At 59.1% G+C, this 17,743-nt stretch carries 15 protein-coding genes; 3 read left to right on the top strand and 12 right to left on the bottom strand.

What is annotated here, in order from left to right; all coding sequences use genetic code 11:
• Positions 1 to 27 precede the first annotated feature (27 nt).
• The 12 genes from T18_RS07465 to sppA form a co-directional block, all read right to left on the bottom strand.
• On the bottom strand, positions 28 to 432 hold the full coding sequence (locus tag T18_RS07465) for a VOC family protein (RefSeq protein WP_019564425.1): 405 nt from the start codon (positions 430 to 432) through the stop codon (positions 28 to 30).
• The gene (gene murJ / locus T18_RS07470; RefSeq protein WP_038489670.1) at positions 432 to 2,021 is read right to left on the bottom strand and encodes a murein biosynthesis integral membrane protein MurJ; all 1,590 of its coding nucleotides are present in this window, start codon (positions 2,019 to 2,021) and stop codon (positions 432 to 434) included. Before murJ ends, T18_RS07465 begins: the two co-directional genes overlap by 1 nt.
• A gap of 7 nt (positions 2,022 to 2,028) precedes the next feature.
• On the bottom strand, positions 2,029 to 4,857 hold the full coding sequence (locus T18_RS07475; RefSeq protein ID WP_003514778.1) for a [protein-PII] uridylyltransferase: 2,829 nt from the start codon (positions 4,855 to 4,857) through the stop codon (positions 2,029 to 2,031).
• A 95-nt stretch (positions 4,858 to 4,952) separates the two neighbouring features.
• Positions 4,953 to 7,604 (bottom strand): DNA mismatch repair protein MutS, encoded by a 2,652-nt coding sequence (mutS, locus tag T18_RS07480; protein ID WP_075807507.1) that lies wholly within the window; start codon positions 7,602 to 7,604, stop codon positions 4,953 to 4,955.
• Positions 7,605 to 7,794: 190 nt separating this feature from the next.
• Entirely contained in the window at positions 7,795 to 8,676 is an 882-nt protein-coding gene (locus tag T18_RS07485; protein ID WP_003514771.1) for a GNAT family N-acetyltransferase, read from the bottom strand.
• A 95-nt stretch (positions 8,677 to 8,771) separates the two neighbouring features.
• Positions 8,772 to 11,003 (bottom strand): hybrid sensor histidine kinase/response regulator, encoded by a 2,232-nt coding sequence (locus T18_RS07490; RefSeq protein WP_038489664.1) that lies wholly within the window; start codon positions 11,001 to 11,003, stop codon positions 8,772 to 8,774.
• A 55-nt stretch (positions 11,004 to 11,058) separates the two neighbouring features.
• Complete coding sequence (gene lspA / locus T18_RS07495; protein WP_003514769.1) at positions 11,059 to 11,547, bottom strand: signal peptidase II; 489 nt, start codon at positions 11,545 to 11,547, stop codon at positions 11,059 to 11,061.
• On the bottom strand, positions 11,547 to 12,407 hold the full coding sequence (locus tag T18_RS07500; protein WP_038489661.1) for a TrmH family RNA methyltransferase: 861 nt from the start codon (positions 12,405 to 12,407) through the stop codon (positions 11,547 to 11,549). Before T18_RS07500 ends, lspA begins: the two co-directional genes overlap by 1 nt.
• Positions 12,404 to 13,537 carry a class I SAM-dependent methyltransferase gene (locus T18_RS07505; RefSeq protein WP_038489658.1) on the bottom strand — a complete coding sequence of 378 codons (1,134 nt, stop codon included), beginning with the start codon at positions 13,535 to 13,537 and terminating at the stop codon, positions 12,404 to 12,406. Before T18_RS07505 ends, T18_RS07500 begins: the two co-directional genes overlap by 4 nt.
• Before the next feature lie 93 nt (positions 13,538 to 13,630).
• A complete protein-coding gene (locus T18_RS07510; RefSeq protein ID WP_003514766.1) occupies positions 13,631 to 13,972 on the bottom strand; it encodes a LapA family protein in 342 nt (113 codons plus the stop codon).
• A 64-nt stretch (positions 13,973 to 14,036) separates the two neighbouring features.
• The gene (locus T18_RS07515; RefSeq protein WP_219256707.1) at positions 14,037 to 14,363 is read right to left on the bottom strand and encodes an integration host factor subunit beta; all 327 of its coding nucleotides are present in this window, start codon (positions 14,361 to 14,363) and stop codon (positions 14,037 to 14,039) included.
• A gap of 2 nt (positions 14,364 to 14,365) precedes the next feature.
• Positions 14,366 to 15,319, bottom strand: a complete 954-nt coding sequence (gene sppA / locus T18_RS07520) for a signal peptide peptidase SppA (protein ID WP_038489656.1) — start codon at positions 15,317 to 15,319, stop codon at positions 14,366 to 14,368.
• Between the two features lie 249 nt (positions 15,320 to 15,568).
• Here sppA and lptC point away from each other — a divergent pair, with 249 nt between their 5' ends.
• From lptC to lptB, 3 genes are read left to right on the top strand one after another with little or no spacing between them, the layout of a single operon-like run.
• Entirely contained in the window at positions 15,569 to 16,234 is a 666-nt protein-coding gene (gene lptC / locus T18_RS07525) for an LPS export ABC transporter periplasmic protein LptC (RefSeq protein WP_038489653.1), read from the top strand.
• Between the two features lie 13 nt (positions 16,235 to 16,247).
• The gene (locus tag T18_RS07530) at positions 16,248 to 16,814 is read left to right on the top strand and encodes an LptA/OstA family protein (RefSeq protein ID WP_003514763.1); all 567 of its coding nucleotides are present in this window, start codon (positions 16,248 to 16,250) and stop codon (positions 16,812 to 16,814) included.
• Positions 16,815 to 16,823: 9 nt separating this feature from the next.
• Complete coding sequence (gene lptB, locus T18_RS07535; protein WP_003514762.1) at positions 16,824 to 17,633, top strand: LPS export ABC transporter ATP-binding protein; 810 nt, start codon at positions 16,824 to 16,826, stop codon at positions 17,631 to 17,633.
• Positions 17,634 to 17,743 lie beyond the last annotated feature (110 nt).

Raw genomic sequence — 17,743 nt, forward strand, 5'->3', positions numbered from 1 at the left:
CTCGCAATCAAGCGGTTTCAGGGCGCGTCAGCCGCGTGGCTGAAGAAGATCCCAGTGATTTCCATAAGGGTCCGCAAAGACCGCGACGGAGCCATAAACCTCATGGCGCGGTTCTTCCAGAAAGCGCACGCCGCGCGCAAGCATCGTCTCGTAGTCACGACCGAAATCGTCGGTATGCAGGAAAAACCCGACACGGCCACCGGTCTGGTTGCCGATGGCAAGACGCTGCGCTTCGCCATCCGCCTCGGCAAGCAAGAGGGCACAGCCATCGGTCCCTTGAGGCTTCACCACCAGCCAGCGTTTGCCGTCATCAAGAGGTTGGTCGGAAAGGCAGTCAAACCCCAGAACCTCGCAATAAAACGTCTTTGCCCGGTCATAATCGTCCACCACGAGTGTGATGAGGGCGATGCGACGGTTTTCTGCAAAGGACATTAGCTTGTCTCCGTCTGGGCATTCTTGTTGCGGCGCTTTTTGATGGCTCTCTTGACCATGCCGAGATCGGCACCACCCGAAACGAAAGCCAGCACGAAATAAACGAGCATGGCGGAGAGCACGAGGCCCATGATGGTTCCGGCCCGGACGAAAATGGAGGAGGCGGAGGACAGCTCGAAGCTGAGATAGGTCAGCGCATAGTGAACGAAGCCCGCCATAAGGGCGGCGGCCAGCAGCAAGCGCGGAATGCGGGTGAGGAGCGGAATGTCCACGTGCCAGTGACCCCGCCACAACAGCATGCCGAACAGCAGGGCGGCATTGACCCAGCCGGCGGTGATCTCGGCAATGGCAATGCCCGGACCTCCGAAACGCGGAAACAATGTCAGCGCCAGAGAGACGTTCACAACCACTGAAATCGCCGCGAAGATCATCGGGGTGCGGGTGTCCTCGCGGGCAAAGAAGCCGGGAATGAACGCCTTTATCAGCACGAAAGCCGGCAGGCCGAGGCCATAAATACCGAGGATCTGCGCGACGGTGACGGTGGCCGAAGGCGCGAAATTGCCGCGCTCGTACAGAAAGCGCACGATGGGTTCCGCCATGACGAGAAGGGCAGCGGCGGCGGGCAATGTCAAAAACAGCACGAATTCGACCGAGCGGTTTTGCAGGCTTCCCGCCTCGACCATATGTCCGCCACGCAAAGCCCGCGCCAGCTCCGGCAAAAGCACGGTGGCAACGGCGATGCCGACGACACCGAGCGGCAGCTGGTAAATCCGGTCGGCATAGGCAAGCGAGGAGATCACACCCTCACCGGCAGACGCGATATTGGTGTTGATCAGGAGATTGATCTGGGTGATGCCGCCGGTGATTGCGGCCGGCAAAGCAAGGACCAGCAGGCGCTGGACATTCTTCGTCAGCCGGGGTCTGCGGAAACCGATCCGCATGCCGGCATTGCGCACGGCGATCCAGACGATGCCAAGCTGCACCACACCCGCCGCCATCACACCCCAGGACAGGGCATAACCCACCTGAAGCGGGTCGTAATGCTTCCACCAGGCCAGCATCAGAACACCAATCAGAATGATGTTCAGGAAGACCGGCGCAATCGCGGCAGCGAAATAGCGGTGCAGCGAATTCAGCATGCCGCCCATCATCGCCGCCAGCGACATGCAGGCGAGATAGGGGAACATGATGGTTGCGAGACGGACGGTGTTGTCGAATTTCACCGGGTCTTCCAGAAAGCCCGGCGCAATAACGGTGCGCACGATGAACGGCATCGACAGTTCCATCAGGATCGTCAAAGCCAGAAGCACGGTGAACAGAACGCCGAAAACTTCTTCGGAAAAGCGCCTCGCGCCCTCCATGCCGTTCGCCTCGATTTCCTTGGCGAAAAGGGGCACGAAGGCCGAGTTGAACGCGCCTTCGGCAAAAAGGCGCCGGAAGGTGTTCGGGAACCGAAAGGCAGCATTGAAGGCATCAGCAACCGGTCCGGTACCGACGGCTGCGGCCATCAGCGTCTCGCGGAGGAAACCGAAGATACGGCTTCCGAGCGTGGCCGTGCCGACCGTGGCGAACTTTCCGATCAAGCTCATGGGAATTTCAAGCCTTTGCCGTGCGCGTGGCCGGCAGCGCCGCCACATCGGGATGGGCGATGATGCCGTTTGGCATGCGATCGCGCAATTCGTCTTCCTGCTCGCTCATCACGGCCTTCAGGCGCGTGGCAATGCTGGCCTGCCGGTTGTCGTTGGTGACCTTCTGACCGAAGAGATCAGTCACGTAGAATGTGTCGATGACCTTCTCGCCGAAGGTGGTGATGCGTGCGGAATGAATATCCAGCGACAGATCGGCGATGACAGCCGTCATATCCGCCAGAAGCCCCGGCCGGTCGAGGCACTCGACCTCGATAACGGTGAACTTGTTCGAAAGCCCGTTGGAAATGATGACGGAGGGCGGAATGGTGAAGGCGCTTTTCTTCCTCCGGCTCTTGGTGCGGGTGGCAATCATTTCCGGCAGGCGCTGACGACCGGACAGAACCTCTTCGATCAGCTTGCCGACATTGTTGCCGCGCCGCGTCTCGTCTTCGTCGATCGGAAATTCGCGGTTGATCAGGATCGTATCGAGCGCCCGCCCATCGGATGTGGTGAAGATTTGCGCGTCGGCAATGTTGGCGCCGGCCGCAGCGCAGGCGCCGGTAATGATCGACAGCAGGCGCGGATGGTCGGGCGCCAGCACGGTGATTTCGGTGATGGCGTGGAAGGAATGTGTGCGCACCATGGTCGACAGCGCTTTTTCCTGCTTGTCGGCCTCGCGGATGAAGCGGGTGTGACGCACCTGATCTTCCAGCGCCACCGTCAGCAGATAGGGCTCATAGTGCAGCTTGGTGTATTTGCGCCGTGCCTTCTGGCCCCAGTCTTCCAGCGCGTCGTAAAGCGCCTGACGGGCAATATGCGCCCTTTCCTTGCGGGAGACTTCCGAAAAGCCACCGGAGAGAAGCAGCTCGGTCTCGTAATAAAGCGAGCGGAGCAACTGACCCTTCCAGCCGTTCCAGACACCCGGACCGACCGCGCGGATATCGCAGACCGTCAGGATAAGCAGCATCTTCAGCCGCTCCATGGATTGTACCTTGTCGGCGAAATCGGTGATGGTCTTGCGGTCGTGCAGGTCGCGCGTCTGGGCGACCATGGACATCAGAAGATGCTGCTCGATCAGCCAGACCACCATTTCGGTCTGCTTGCCGGTCAGCCGGAAACGCTGGCAAAGCTTGCGGGCCACCCGCGCGCCGGCAATCGAGTGATCCTCCTGCCGGCCCTTGGCCACATCGTGCAGCAGAACGGCCACATAAAGTGCCTCACGCTCCTCGACACCCGGCATCAGCTGGTTGGCAAGCGGATGGGCATCCACAGCCGTTCCCTTGTCCACCTCCGACAGTACGCCGACAGAGCGGATCAGATGCTCGTCCACCGTATAGTGATGATACATGTTGAACTGCATCATCGCGACGATCTTGCCGAATTCGGGAATGAACTTGCCGAGGACGCCAGCCTCGTTCATGCGCCGCAAGGTGAGCGCCGGATCACGCCTCGAGGTGAGGATCGCCAGAAACAGCCGGTTCGCCTCCTCGTTCTCGCGAAGCCCGTCATTGATCAGCGACAGCGACCGGGTAACGACACGCAGCGCATCCGGGTGAAGTTCGAGATTGTTGATATCGGCGATGTGAAAGAGCCGGATCAGATTGACCGGATCGTTTTTGAACACGTCCGGCTTGGCCAGCGCGATGCGGCCGCGATCCTCAACGAATTCAACAGAACCGGGAATTTTGCGGACGCGGTGGGCAAAGCGGCTGAGAACACCCGACAGGCCCGGCACGTCCTTTGCCTGCCTGTCCTCCAGTGCGGCGCAGACGATGCGGGTCAGGTCACCCACATCCTTCGCCACCAGGAAATAATGCTTCATGAAACGTTCGACGGCGGAAAGCCCGGGGCGTGGCTGGTAGCCCAGCGCATCGGCGATCTCGCGCTGAATGTCGAAGGAAAGGCGCTCTTCCGCCTTGTTGGTGATGAAATGCATCTGGCAACGGACGGCCCAGAGAAAATCATCGGCCTTTTCGAACAGCCTGAGTTCGCGCTTAGACAGGACGCCAAGCTTGACGAGATCGGCTGTATCGCGGACATGGTAATAATATTTGGCGATCCAGAACAGCGTGTGCAGGTCGCGCAGGCCGCCCTTGCCTTCCTTGACGTTCGGCTCCACCAGATAGCGCGTATCGCCCGCCTTGCGGTGACGCTGGTCACGCTCGGCCAGCTTGGCGGCGATGAATTCCGGCCCGGTGCCGGTGACAACTTCCGACTCGAAACGTTTTTCGAGATCATCGGTCAGGGATTTTTTACCGCAGATTGCCCGCACTTCCAGAATGGCGGTGCGGATGGTCATATCGGATTTCGACAGGCGGACGCACTCATCCACCGTGCGCGTGGCGTGGCCGACCTTGAAGCCGAGATCCCAGAGCAGATAAAGCACGAACTCCACGGCCTTGTGCATATCCGGCGTGTTCTTGGCCGGCAGCAGGAACAGAAGGTCGATATCCGATCCCGGCGCCAGCGTGCCGCGACCGTAACCCCCCACCGCTGCAACGGCGATCTGCGGCGCGTCTTTCGGATAGACATATTGGCAGGCGAGATCATATAGGATTTCGATCAGCCGGTCCTGGAGCCAGGAGATACGTCGGGCGCAATCGATGCCGCTGCCGTCGGATTTCAGCAGTTCGCGAGCCTTTTCCCGGCCTTCCGTGCTGGCCTTGCGAAAGATCGGCAGCAGGTCTGACCTGACATCGGCGATGCGCTTGCCGTCGTTCTTGAAGATGATGTCGCATTCGCGCTTCAGCGCCGAAACATCGAGAATTTCGGAAAAATCCAGGTCCTTGATGGCCATTTATGCCGTTATCCATGTCCTGTGGGAAAGCCACCGCTTGCGATGGGATTGTCCTATAGCGAGTTTCAAAGGCGATGGACAGGCAGTCTATCCTCTTAAGCCTTGCCAAGTTCTTTCTTTAACGCATAGAGCGCGTCCAATGCCTCACGCGGCGTCATTTCGTCCGGGTTGAACCCCTTCAAAGCTTCTTCCACCTTCGATGGTCCAGCCTTGCGGGTTTCCTCACGGCGAACCGCGATCTGGAACAGCGGAAGATCGTCGATCAGCTGACTGGCCGGGTTCTTTCGATCGGCATCTTCGAGCTTCGTCAGCACCTCACGGGCGCGCTCCACCACCGATGCCGGAAGTCCGGCGAGCCTTGCCACCTGAATACCGTAGGAACGATCCGCAGCACCCGGTCCGACCTCGTGCAGGAAGATGACGTCACCCTCCCATTCCTTCACCCGCATCGTGGCATTGGAAAGGCGACCAAGTTTTTCCGACAGCACCGTCAGTTCGTGGAAATGCGTGGCGAAGAGGCCACGGCAACGATTGACCTCGTGCAGATGCTCGACCGCCGCCCAGGCGATCGAAAGGCCGTCGAAGGTTGCCGTGCCACGGCCGATCTCATCCAGAATGACCAGCGAGCGATCCGTCGCCTGATTGAGGATGGCGGCCGTTTCCACCATTTCCACCATGAAGGTCGAGCGGCCACGCGCCAGATCGTCGGACGCGCCGACGCGGGAAAACAGCCGATCTACGATGCCGATATGGGCGGCTTCTGCCGGAACGAAGGAGCCGATCTGCGCGAGGATGGCGATGAGCGCATTCTGACGCAGGAAAGTCGATTTACCGCCCATGTTCGGGCCGGTGAGCAGCCAGATCGCACCATTTTTGCCGCCCTCAGCAGCCGACAGATCGCAATTATTGGCGATGAATGGCCCAGCCGACTGTCGCCGCAGCGCCTGTTCCACAACCGGGTGGCGCCCGCCTGTTATTGCAAAGGTCATGGAGGCATCAACGATCGGGCGGCAATAGGCCTGTTCGGTAGCGAGATAAGCAAGGCTTGAGGCGACATCGATCACCGCAAGCGCCAGCGCACCGGCCTTGATCGCCTCCGCCTGCTGCACCACGGCCTCGACCATGCGCTCGAAGGCTTCCAGCTCCATGGTCAGAGCCTCAGCCGCGGCATTGGCGATGCGGCTTTCGAGATCGGCAAGTTCGGTCGTGGTGAAGCGCATGGCACCCGCCATGGTCTGGCGGTGGATGAAGCGCGCCTTCGCCTCATCCGTCGCCATCATGACATCGGCGTTGCCCGCCGTTACCTCGATGAAATAACCAAGCACGTTGTTATGCTTGATCTTGAGCGACTTGATGCCGGTTTCCTCGGCATATTGCAGCTGCAGCCCGGCGATCACCCGGCGCGACTGGTCACGCAATGCGCGCACGTCGTCGAGTTCTGGATTGGCGCCCTCACGCAGAAAACCGCCATCACGCTTCAAAAGCGGCAGATCGTCGGCCAGCATCGATCCGAGCATGGCTTCCAGCTCGCCCGGCAAAGCCTTCAGATCCGCAAGTGCAGCAGCAAGCTCCTGCGGCAATAGTCCCTGATCGAGAATGGCGGCAATTCTCTCGGCCGACGCCAGGCCCTGCCTGATCGCCCCGAGATCGCGCGGGCCACCGCGCTCCAGCGCAAGACGGGAGAGCGCGCGCGGCATATCGGCAACCTGTTTCAAGGCATCGCGCAGGCCATCGCAAAGGGAGACGTCATCAATGAGATAGGCGACCGCATCGAGACGGGCATTAACCCTTTCCGGATCGGTCAAGGGAGACATCAGCCGCTCGGCCAGAAGCCGCGCACCGCCGCCCGTGACCGTGCGGTTGAGGGCATGCAGGAGCGATCCGTCCCTTTCGCCCGATAGCGTCTTCACCAACTCCAGATTGGCGCGGGTCGCGGGATCGATGAACAGCGTGGAGGCAGCGCTTTCGCGTTCCGGCGCACCAAGCGGCGGGCGCTCTGCAATCTGGGTCTTTTCAACATAGGCAACCGCGGCAGCGGCAGCGGCCATTTCCACGCGCGAAAATGTGCCGAAACCATCGAGGGTCGAGACGTTGAAGTAACGCGCGATCCGCCCTTCCGCCGTAGCGCTGTCGAACAGAATGGCCGGCTGCGGCACGGCGACACGGCCAAGCATATCGAAAACCGGTCGCAGCTCTTCGTCATGGAACAGACTGTCGGCAACGATCAGCTCACGAGGATCGATGCGCCAGATATCAGCGAGGAGCCGCGTCAGCGTGGTTTCCGCCAAGCGGAAGACGCCGGTGGAAATATCAATCCAGGCAAGCGCAAACTGTGCCTCCGCACTGCCGCGAATACGAGCGAGCGCCATAAGATAGTTGGATTCCGTCGGCGACAGGAGCTTTTCTTCGGTGAGCGTGCCAGGCGTGACAAGCCGCACCACATCACGCTTCACCACGGATTTCGATCCGCGCTTCTTCGCCTCGGCCGGGTCCTCCACCTGCTCGCAGACGGCGACGCGATAACCGCGCAGGATGAGCTTCTGGAGATAATCATCGGCGGCGTGTACGGGAACGCCGCACATGGGAATATCCTGCCCCATATGCTGGCCGCGTTTCGTCAGCGTGATGCCGAGCGACCGCGAGGCTTCCACCGCATCGTCAAAGAACAATTCGTAAAAATCGCCCATGCGGTAAAACAGCAGCGAACCGGGGTTGTTCGCCTTGATCTCGATATATTGCTCCATCATCGGAGTGGCCGTAGCGCGGCTCTCTTCCGAGATCAGGGAAGCGGTGGTCAAAACGTCCGTCAATGGCTTGCCGATGTCATATCGTGTTGCGGAAAGGGAGCGCCGACACTAGCGGCAATGGCCGCACCAAGACAACACACACGGCACCGCTGCCCACAGGAACATCCCGCTTGATCCGAGTTAAAACCGGTCAGCCGTTGATGCGCTCGGTCTCGCCGCCGTAATAGCTGATGTAGCGGCCGGCGATAGAGGAAACCGGCAGGACCACGAGAACATCTGTCGTGTTGAAGGCGTGGTCCACCACGGCGCCGGAGCCGAACATGGCGCCGAGACGCATATAGCCCTTGATCAGCGGCGGCATGGCGTTCAGCGCCTTGCGGGCGTTCAGCGCCTCAGCCGGTACCAGGTCCATCTCGTGATAAAGCTCGGGAAGAGCGGAAGCCGCCCACTCGCCCTTTGCAACGCAATTGTGATGCAGGAAGGACAGAGCGAGCGCGTGGGCTTCCGGCTGCACGCCGGGGAACGAAGCGCAACCGATCATGGCATCCATGCGGTGTTTCACGGCATAGGCCCAGTTGCCCTGCCACAAAAGCTCAACCGTGCGCTTGGTGCGATATTCCGGCAGCACGCAGGAGCGGCCAAGCTCCATGAAGCGCTTGCCCGGATGGCGCGCTACCAGCCCGGCGATGTCGAATTCGCTTGCGGAATAAAAACCGTTATTGGCAAGCGCCGTTTCCTGCCGCAGCAAACGGTAGGTGCCGACGATCTGGTCTTCGCTGTCGCCTTCAATCGCCTTGTCGAGCACGAGCAGATGGTCGCAGACACTGTCCCAGGCGTCGATGTCGCGCTTGCGGCGCATGGCGTCTGCGGGAAGGCGCGCCTTCATTTCATCAACGAAAACCCGGTAACGCACGGACTGTGCCGCGTCGATCTCCCGCTCGTTTCTTGCGAGCCGCGTTTCCAGCGAACCGATACGGCCGAAAAGCCCCTCATTGTCCTGAGCGGTGTCTGGACGAGGATGAATAACAACTTTGTTTTCACAAATGTCGTGACTGTAGATTTCGGCAACCATGGGGAATCGCTCCGCCACCAAAAGATTTTTCCTGTCATAAATCACTAATTGACGACAGAATAGTGACAAAATGCAGCCATTGCGAGTCTCTCAAGTCATGATGGCAACAGGCGTTTCGCCTCCAGCAAGCGGCGGATTTCCTCGACCAGTCGTCTCGGGTCGGCAGGCTTGGTCAAAACCTTGGCCGCACCGGCATTCAGCAGGATTTCGGCGGTCTCAACGCTCGCATCACCGCTGAGCACGATGAGCGGAATATTTCTTCCACCCTTCAGCGTGCCGAGAAGCTCCGGCAGCACCTCAAGCCCCTCGCCGCCCGGCATATTGAGATCGGATATGATGAGGTGCGGCAGGCGGGTTGTGCCCGGCGCCACGGCTTGATGCAGGGCCTGAAAATCGTCGACACCGCGCACGATGTAACCGCTTTTTTCCAGAACGGCCCGGATGATACGCGCATTGACGGCGTCGTCCTCGGCCACGAGGATATCGATACCGCTTACCCCTTCCGTCACCCGTGACGAAAACCCCACATCCGGGTGGTTGTCGTTGATGGCGTCGCGCCGTTCTATGCCGCGCAGACGGCCGCAGAGGACGTCAATCAGGGACTTTTCGCGCAGCGGCCGGATCAACCAGGCGTCGAAGGACACATGCATGGTCGACGCCCGCTCTTCGGGACTGACCAGCAACGTGCGGCGGACATTCTGTTGCGGCCAATCCCTTAGCGCGTCTCTGAACAGAGGCGAAATACGCCTGTCGACAATGATATCGGTGAGATCGGCAGCTGTACCGTGCAGCCTTTCCAAGTCCTCCAGTTCGTGGATAAGAGCGCATTTACCGCCGAAAGCTTCGATCGCCTCCATCGTCACCGTCGCTGCCACGCCCCTCGGCGCGACCAGCAGGACATTGGTATGCTGCAGGCAATGGTGCCGGTCCGGGTCCGACGTGCCGGTGGACGAACTGCCCGGACGGAATGCCAGCTTGAAGGTGCTGCCCTCACCCTTGCGGCTGAAGACCGTGAGGCTGCCACCGAATTCCCGCACGATGCGGGCGGAAATCGCGAGCCCAAGCCCTGTTCCCCCACTTTGTTGCGACATCGGGCCTGCCTGTTCGAATTCGCCAAAGATACGGGCCTGTTCCGCTTGGCTCATGCCGGGGCCGGTGTCCTCGACGGTGATATGCAATTCGCCTTCAACCATGCGCGCCCGGATGACGACCCCGCCCACCTGCGTGAATTTGACGGCATTGCCGAGGAGGTTGAACAGAACCTGACGCAGCCTTGCCGGATCGAAATCCAGATAATCAGGCACATCCGGCGTGACGAAGGAGGTGATTTCGATGCCCTTTTCGTGGGCGCGATGCGCCAGCATCTCGACAATGCTCTCGATCAGCCGGCGCAGGTTTTCCGCACGCGGATTGAGTTTGAAACGGCCCGCCTCCATGGTCGAATAATCCAGCAGGTCCTCGACCAACTGTACCAGCGACTGACCGGACTGCTTCATGCCGTCGAGATAATTACGTTGCTCTTCATTGAGCTTCGTCTGCGATAGAAGATGGTTCATGCCGAGCATGCCGGAAAGCGGCAGACGGATCTCGTGGCTAACAGTTGCCAGCAGCCTTGCCTTTTCGGCATCGGCCTTTTCCGCGCGTAACCGGGCGTTTTCCCGCTCGCCGAGTGCCAGCCGCTCCTCGGTGACATCTCTCGCGATGCTGCTGATGAGAAGACGACTGCTTGCCAGATCGCGGGTGACGACATCGTGCCAGGAGAAAATGCGCTGACCGAACGGGGTCGCGATTTCCACATCATAAGCGTGGGCCTTGTCGCCTGGCCGGAAAGCGATGCCGATTTCCTCACAGCTCAGCCCTTCGGGTGCCGAGCAGCCCGTCACTTCACGAAAAACTCCATTCGCCTCGACGATGCGCCGATCCATATTGCGGATGACGATGAGATCGCCCATGGCCTCCTGGATCTCGGCAATCAGCGATCGGTTTTGAGTTTGGCGTAGCCGTACATCCAAATCATCTGCAGATAGTTTGCCGGGATACTGGAAGGATTTGCCGAACATGGCGTAGGACAGGAGACCGACCAGCACCGCACCGAAGAAGGATGCCAAGGCGACGGTGACCGCATAAGGCACCGCAAGCGCGATCAAGGCAGCGGAGAAGGCACCCACCGACAATGACGCGGCAACGTACAGCGTGATCGATCTGGCATCTATCCCGCGCTCCGCACCGCCATGGTGAGATGTCGTGTCGACACGATCCGCCGGCTGCGCCGGGGTGGCGGCGAGGCCATCTGAAACTTTTTCCCGCAGTCGTGCCAGTTCGCTCATGCACAACCGCTACCACGGCAGCGGTTTTGATATGTTTGGCTCAAACGCTAAAATTTTACTTTTTAGCCGCCCGGGCGTGCAGAAACTCATCGAGAATGACGCAACCGGCACCGATTGTTATGAAAGTGTCGGCCAGATTGAAGACCGCGAACGACCATGTATCGGTGTGAAACAGGATGTAGTCGATGACGTGACCGTAGAAAAAGCGGTCGAGAAGATTGCCGGCCGCTCCAGCGATGATGAAGGCGAAGCCAAGATGGGCAAAAGTCCGATCCGCCGCCGTCTTGCGCCAGAGCCACAGAACGAAGACCACGATGACGAGCCGCATGCTGACGATGAACCAGCCGTGCATGTCCGCCAGCATCGAAAACGCCACACCGAGATTATAGGTGCGGTAAAGCGCCAGGAACGGAATGACCGGCACCATCTCCTGCAACGGCAGATAGGTCTCGACCAGTTGCTTGACGACCTGGTCCAGCACAAGGGCAGCAACGATAAGCGCGAAAGCCGGGCCGAATTTCGAAAACAACGCCGCTTTGGCCATTACTTCACCGGTGCCAGTTCGAGGAGATGTCGCCGCGCCTCGAAAAGCATGACAGCGGATGCGATGGCGAGATTGAGACTATCGGCACGGCCCTGTTGGGGAATGCGCGCCAGTTGGTCTGCCTTGCCGGCCAGTTCAGGCGGCAGGCCGGATTGTTCGTTACCCATCAAAAGCACGACGGGCTTTCCGGCGTAATCGATTTTTCGATAATCCACCGACCCGGCAAGATGGGTGGCAACGACACTGACATTGGCCGATTTTTTCCATGAGAGGAATTCCTCAACCGAGGCGCGGGCAACGGGCGTAGCGAAGACCGAACCCATGGTCGCACGCACCGTTTCCAGCGAAAACGGATCGGTGCAATCGCCGACCAGAATGACACCTGAGGCACCCGCCGCATCCGCCGTGCGGATGATGGTGCCGAGATTGCCGGGATCACGCACCCGATCAAGTGCGATATAGGTCTCGCCTTTTTCCGGACGGATATCCTTCAATGGCTTCCATCTCTGGTCAAAGATGCCAACGACCATTTGCGGATTGTCGCGGCGGGTGATCGAGGCGATGACTTTTTCGCTGACTTCGAGCACCAGCCCGCCGGAAGCGACCGTCTTTACGGCCGCCTGCTCCACCAGCGGCTTGCCCTTGGCCGCCTTGGCGTAAACCAGGGTGCGGATGGTCCAGCCCAGTTCGAGCGCGTCGATAACCAGCTTCAGGCCTTCCGCCATGAAGGTGCCGGTCTCTTCCCTGCCCTTTTTCTGGGTAAGCGCCTTGATATCCTTGATGATGGGATTGGCAAGGCTGGTGACTTCCTTGACCTGGCCAACCCGGCGCGTCGTGTTTTCGCGCATGTCGTTCGTCATTTAGGCTCCCAGCGGCTGAACAGCGATGTGGAAAGCACCCGGCCCGGCGTCTTGCCATCAAGCCCGGCCTCGCGAATGACGAGCTCGCCGGATGCAACGACGCCACCGGCGCCGCGCATGATTTCGCGCATCAATTCATGCATCGAATAGAAGCTGGCCCTGATAGAATAGGCCGTCAACACCAGACCGAGCGCTTTGGGCGACAGGATTTCCCGGCAGATATCGAGCATCAACGGAAGATGGTCGAACAATTGCCAGATTTCACCATGGGTGCCGCGGCCGAATTTCGGCGGGTCGGTGAGAATGATGTCGTAGGTGCTGCCGCGACGCTCCTCGCGCTGGATGAACTTCATCGCGTCTTCGCAAATCCAGCGGATCGGCGCCTGTTCGAGCCCGGCAAGCGCCTGGTTCTCCTTTGCCCAGCCGATAGCTTTCTTGGAGGCGTCGACATGGGTCACTTCAGCGCCTGCAGCAGCGGCGACCAAAGAAGCGACGCCGGTGTAACCAAACAGGTTCAGGACTTTCAGCGGCCGGTCAGCCGTTTCAACGGCATTTTTCAGCCATTCCCAGTGGACAATCTGCTCCGGGAAGACGCCGACATGCCGGAAGGCCGTGAAACGGCCGAGAAACTCGACGCCGAGCAGCGACAGGGGCCAGGTTTCGCCAAGTGCTGCCTTTGGAAAACGCCAACGGCCCATGCCGTCTTCATCCGTGTCGCCGGTAAAAATGGCGTCGGCATTCTGCCATACGCGGTCGGGAACCGACGGTTGCCAGAGAGCCTGCGCCTCGGGACGGACGACGCGATATTCGCCGTATTGTTCAAGCTTCAGGCCATTGCCGCTGTCGATGAGATGAAAATCACCCGCGCCACTCGATTCCAGAATAACCGGAACCTGTTCTGCGGGACGTTCGCCGGTGCGATGCTTGAGGGGCCGCGCAGGCACCTGCTCAACGGCCGGTACTGGGGCTATCTTTTCCCTCGGCGCAGATTTGGGCGCGCTGCGCACCGCGTCCGGCTCGCGCTTTTTCGGTGCCGCATCCATTCGCCGTGCCGGCTTTGCGGCATGAACCTGTTTTTTCTCGCTCCCGGCACGCACGCGATTGCCCGGCCGGCTGTCTTTTTTCTTCAATGGAAATCTTTCCGCTTCTGCCCGCGTCTTATCGCGCCAGCAAATAGCATTCCAAGCGTCGCTCGACTAGAGCCGCAACGAATGTCGGCACCATCACTTTGCCGGGAGCTGGCCCGCATTCGGAAGCTGCGCGGCTGTTGCCGCTTTGTGCCGGTTCGCCTCGTCATGCCAGCGAACGGCTTCCTTCGCCTCGATCCGGGCGCGCTTGCGATGCTTGCCCTGCGCAAACCATGTGGCGGAAGATCCCAGAAGCACACCGAAAATGACGGCCAGAAACAGGAACACGAAAAACGGCGCGGTGAAGGAAAGTACACCATCCTCCGGCCGGAACGGATTGAGCGCGAGCGTCACGGACTGACGATTGGCCACGCACAGGATGACGAGGATAATCGCCAGCGGAAGCAGGATGATGAGGTTGATGATTTTTTTCGACATCCGACATTACTCCATCGCGGCGTGCATTCCCTCGGCTCCGTTTCCGGGGCGGCGGTGAGAACGATCAATCGTCCTCTTCGTCACCCATACCGGGGTTCAGGCGCTCACGCAGTTCCTTGCCCGTCTTGAAGAAAGGCACCCATTTTTCCTCAACGAAAACCGATTCACCCGTGCGCGGGTTCCGACCGGATCGCGAAGGACGGTTCTTCACCGAAAATGCGCCGAAACCACGAAGCTCGACACGATTTCCCGCTGCCAAGGCATCGGTGATTTCATCCAGCACCGCATTGACGATATTTTCCACGTCACGGTGATAAAGGTGCGGGTTACGCGCAGCAACGATCTGCACCAGTTCAGACTTGATCACGGTTGCCCCCTGAAAGAATTGGATTTTTAATGCGGCTCAACCTGCCAAACGGAAACAAGACCGTCAAGAAACAACTTGTCCGCACCGAGCTGACCGGAGCCCGCAAATGGGATTAAATCGTCATATCCCAGAAGCTTCGCTATTTGCGCAACACTGAAAAGCGAAAAAGGCGAACTGGAAGACGGTGCGCGCCATTCCACGATCGGCAAATCCTTGGCAACACCGCGCGTTTCGAAATAGCCGCGAATTTCCTTTTCGCCGCCAAGCGTGTCGACCAGCTTGTTGGCGAGCGCCTGTCTGCCCGTGAAAATCGATCCGTCCGCCAGTTTCAACACATCCTCGCGCGGCAATTTGCGGCGATCGGCCACAAGATCGACGAACCAGCCGTAGCTGTCCATCACCATGGAACGGATCATCGTCTTCGCCTCTTCGGGCGCCTCGTGGAACGGCGAAGGCTCCGCCTTCATCGGAGAGGACTTTATTTCCTGCAGCGAGACGCCGAGCTTATCCATCAGCTGGCCGATCTGGGGATATTGAAAGATCACGCCGATAGAGCCGGTGATCGAGGTTTCGCCAGCGATGATGACGTCGCCTGCAGATGCGATCATATATCCAGCGGAGGCGGCAAGCGTGCGGACATCGGAGACCACCGGCTTCTTTTCCGCAACGCCGCGAATGGCCTTGAAGATGCGCTCGCCGCCATAGGTGGTGCCACCGGGCGATGAAATCGAAACGATCAGCCCTTTGACATTGTCACTCTTGGCAATCTTGTCCAGCCGCTCCAGAAGTTCGGTATTGTCCTGGATCAGCCCGGAGATCTGGACACGGGCAATATGGGGTCTCTCGCTTTGCTGCGGGGTGGCCCATAAAAACCGGTAGAGGCCGAAAATGCCGGCGACAAACAGAAAAACAGCGGCAATCCGCCAGAAAGTCAGCTTGCGGCGCAATCGTCTGCGATCCGCTATCGCCATATTATCCATCGAAAACCCCTGCCTTCCGGCATTTGAAGCGTAATGTAAGTGTCATGGCCATATGGTTCTTCTAGCGCGAAGCCGCAAGGAAACAATAAGGAAACCAGAATTACGATTAAATTCGCATTTCCCTTGCACCTTTCCAGACAAAAACCATATTGGCAGGACACAGCACTCATGCCAAAGACATCAAGATAAACATATAAGCTTCAGTTGCGCGCCAAAGTGGCGCCCAGGAAGTTTTCCGGACCCACTCTTATGCTCGAAAGACTCCGCCAACCCGCGCCAGCGTTTCCGCTGCCCAATGACCAGAACGGCGCTTACGAGCGCGCGCTGAGGCATTCCGCGCGCGTGAAGCGGCTGAAAATCATTCTGCCGCTCGGTGCGGCGATCATCTCGTTTGCCTTCGTCGCCGTTTCGCTCATTCGCACCTGGGCGCCCGAAGAGGTTTCGCTTGAAAGCGCAAGGATCGAAGACGGCAAGATCGTGATGGAAAAGCCGGCCGTTGCGGGCCGCAACGAGAAGGGGATCGACTACTCCATGAACGCAGACCGTGCGTTGCAGGATATCGCCAACCCCAACCTCATGACGCTCGAAAGGGTTCTGGCTGCGGTGCCTGTGAACGACAGCGTCGCCCAGGTGGTCGCCAAGGAAGGCATTTTCGACCGGGCCACCAACACGCTGAAGATGACCGCCCCTTTTGACATCAATCTCAGCAATGGCATACAAGCGAAGTTCCAATCTGCGGATGTCGATCTGAAGGCTGGAAAAATGAGCAGTAAAGAGCCGGTTTCGATCAAAACAAACGACGGCGCCATTGTTGCGCAATCGATTGATATCGCGGATAATGGCAAGACTATTACATTTTCGGGGCAGGTACGCGCACGTATCGCTGCATCCAATATCAAGAATGAAGGCAAGTGAGAGCCCGGTCCAGATGATGCAAATTTCCCGTCCCGTTTCCCTTGGCAAATCCGCAGGCGTTACAGCCGCAGCTTTTGCTTTTTCCTGTCTTGCAACCGTGGCTTTCGCTCAGAACACCACCAGCAACATGACAGGCGTCAAGCTCTCCGGCGACCAGCCGATCGCTATCGAAAGCGATCAGCTCGAGATTCGGGACCAGGAGCGCAAGGCCTATTTCACCGGTAACGTGAAAGTTGTGCAGGGCACCACCACCCTTCAGGCCGGCAAGATGACGGTCAATTACAAGGGTGAAGGTTCCTCGCTCACCAGCGGTGACGCCAATATCGAAAAAATCTTCGTCGACAATAACGTCTACCTGACGTCCGAGACGCAGAAGGCCACGGCCGATCACGGCGAATTCGACATGGCGGCGCAGACCTTCATTCTGACCGGCAAGCAGGTTGTGCTGTCCGAGGGCGCGAATGTCTTCACCGGCTGCAAGCTCACTGTTCTGATGAATTCGGGGCAGGCAAAGCTTGAAAGCTGCGGCGGCCCTGTCCGGATCATGCTCGATCCGAAATCGCAGCAGAAGAAACAGTAGTCTCACCTCGTGAAGATAGCCTCGATCTCAAAAATATTTGGCGGTGGGCGCGACCGACCTGTGGACGCTGCGTCGCAGGCCGACAAGGCTCGCTATGACGGCACCCTGATCGCGCATGGTCTGACGAAGACCTATAATACACGGCGCGTCGTCAACGGCGTCTCGCTGGTCGTGCGCCGTGGTGAAGCCGTGGGGCTGCTTGGCCCGAACGGCGCGGGCAAAACCACCTGTTTCTACATGATCACGGGCCTCGTACCCGTAGATAGCGGCAAGATCGCCATCAACGGCAACGACGTCACCACCATGCCGATGTACAGGCGTGCCCGCCTCGGTGTCGGCTATCTGCCACAGGAAGCCTCCATCTTCCGTGGACTGACAGTCGAGGAAAACATCCGCGCCGTGCTGGAAGTGCACGAACCTGACAGCGCCAAGCGCAGCCGCAAGCTCGATGAGTTGCTGGAAGAGTTCCACATTGCGCAGCTGCGCAAATCGCCCGCTGTCGCGCTGTCGGGCGGCGAACGTCGCCGTCTGGAAATCGCCCGTGCACTGGCGACCGATCCGACCTTCATGCTTCTGGACGAACCTTTTGCCGGCGTCGATCCGATCTCCGTCAGCGACATTCAGAACCTTGTCAGACATTTGACCGCGCGCGGGATCGGCGTTCTCATCACTGACCACAATGTCCGCGAAACGCTCGGCCTCATTGACCGCGCCTATATCATCCATGCCGGTGAGGTTCTCACCCATGGCCGTGCAGACGATATCGTCAACAATCCGGATGTGCGCCGGCTCTATCTCGGCAATAATTTTAGCCTTTAAGCTCCCGGGCGCGAAAGATTCTTCATCGCGCCCCGCAGTGACGCTTGACCAAACATAATAAAAAAGCAATTTTTGGGCCAAGTTTCGTTGCCAGCGCAAAATTTATGAAA

Origin of the sequence: Rhizobium sp. TBD182 (assembly GCF_001950375.1) — a bacterium.
Classification (GTDB): Bacteria; Pseudomonadota; Alphaproteobacteria; order Rhizobiales; family Rhizobiaceae; genus Agrobacterium; species Agrobacterium tumefaciens.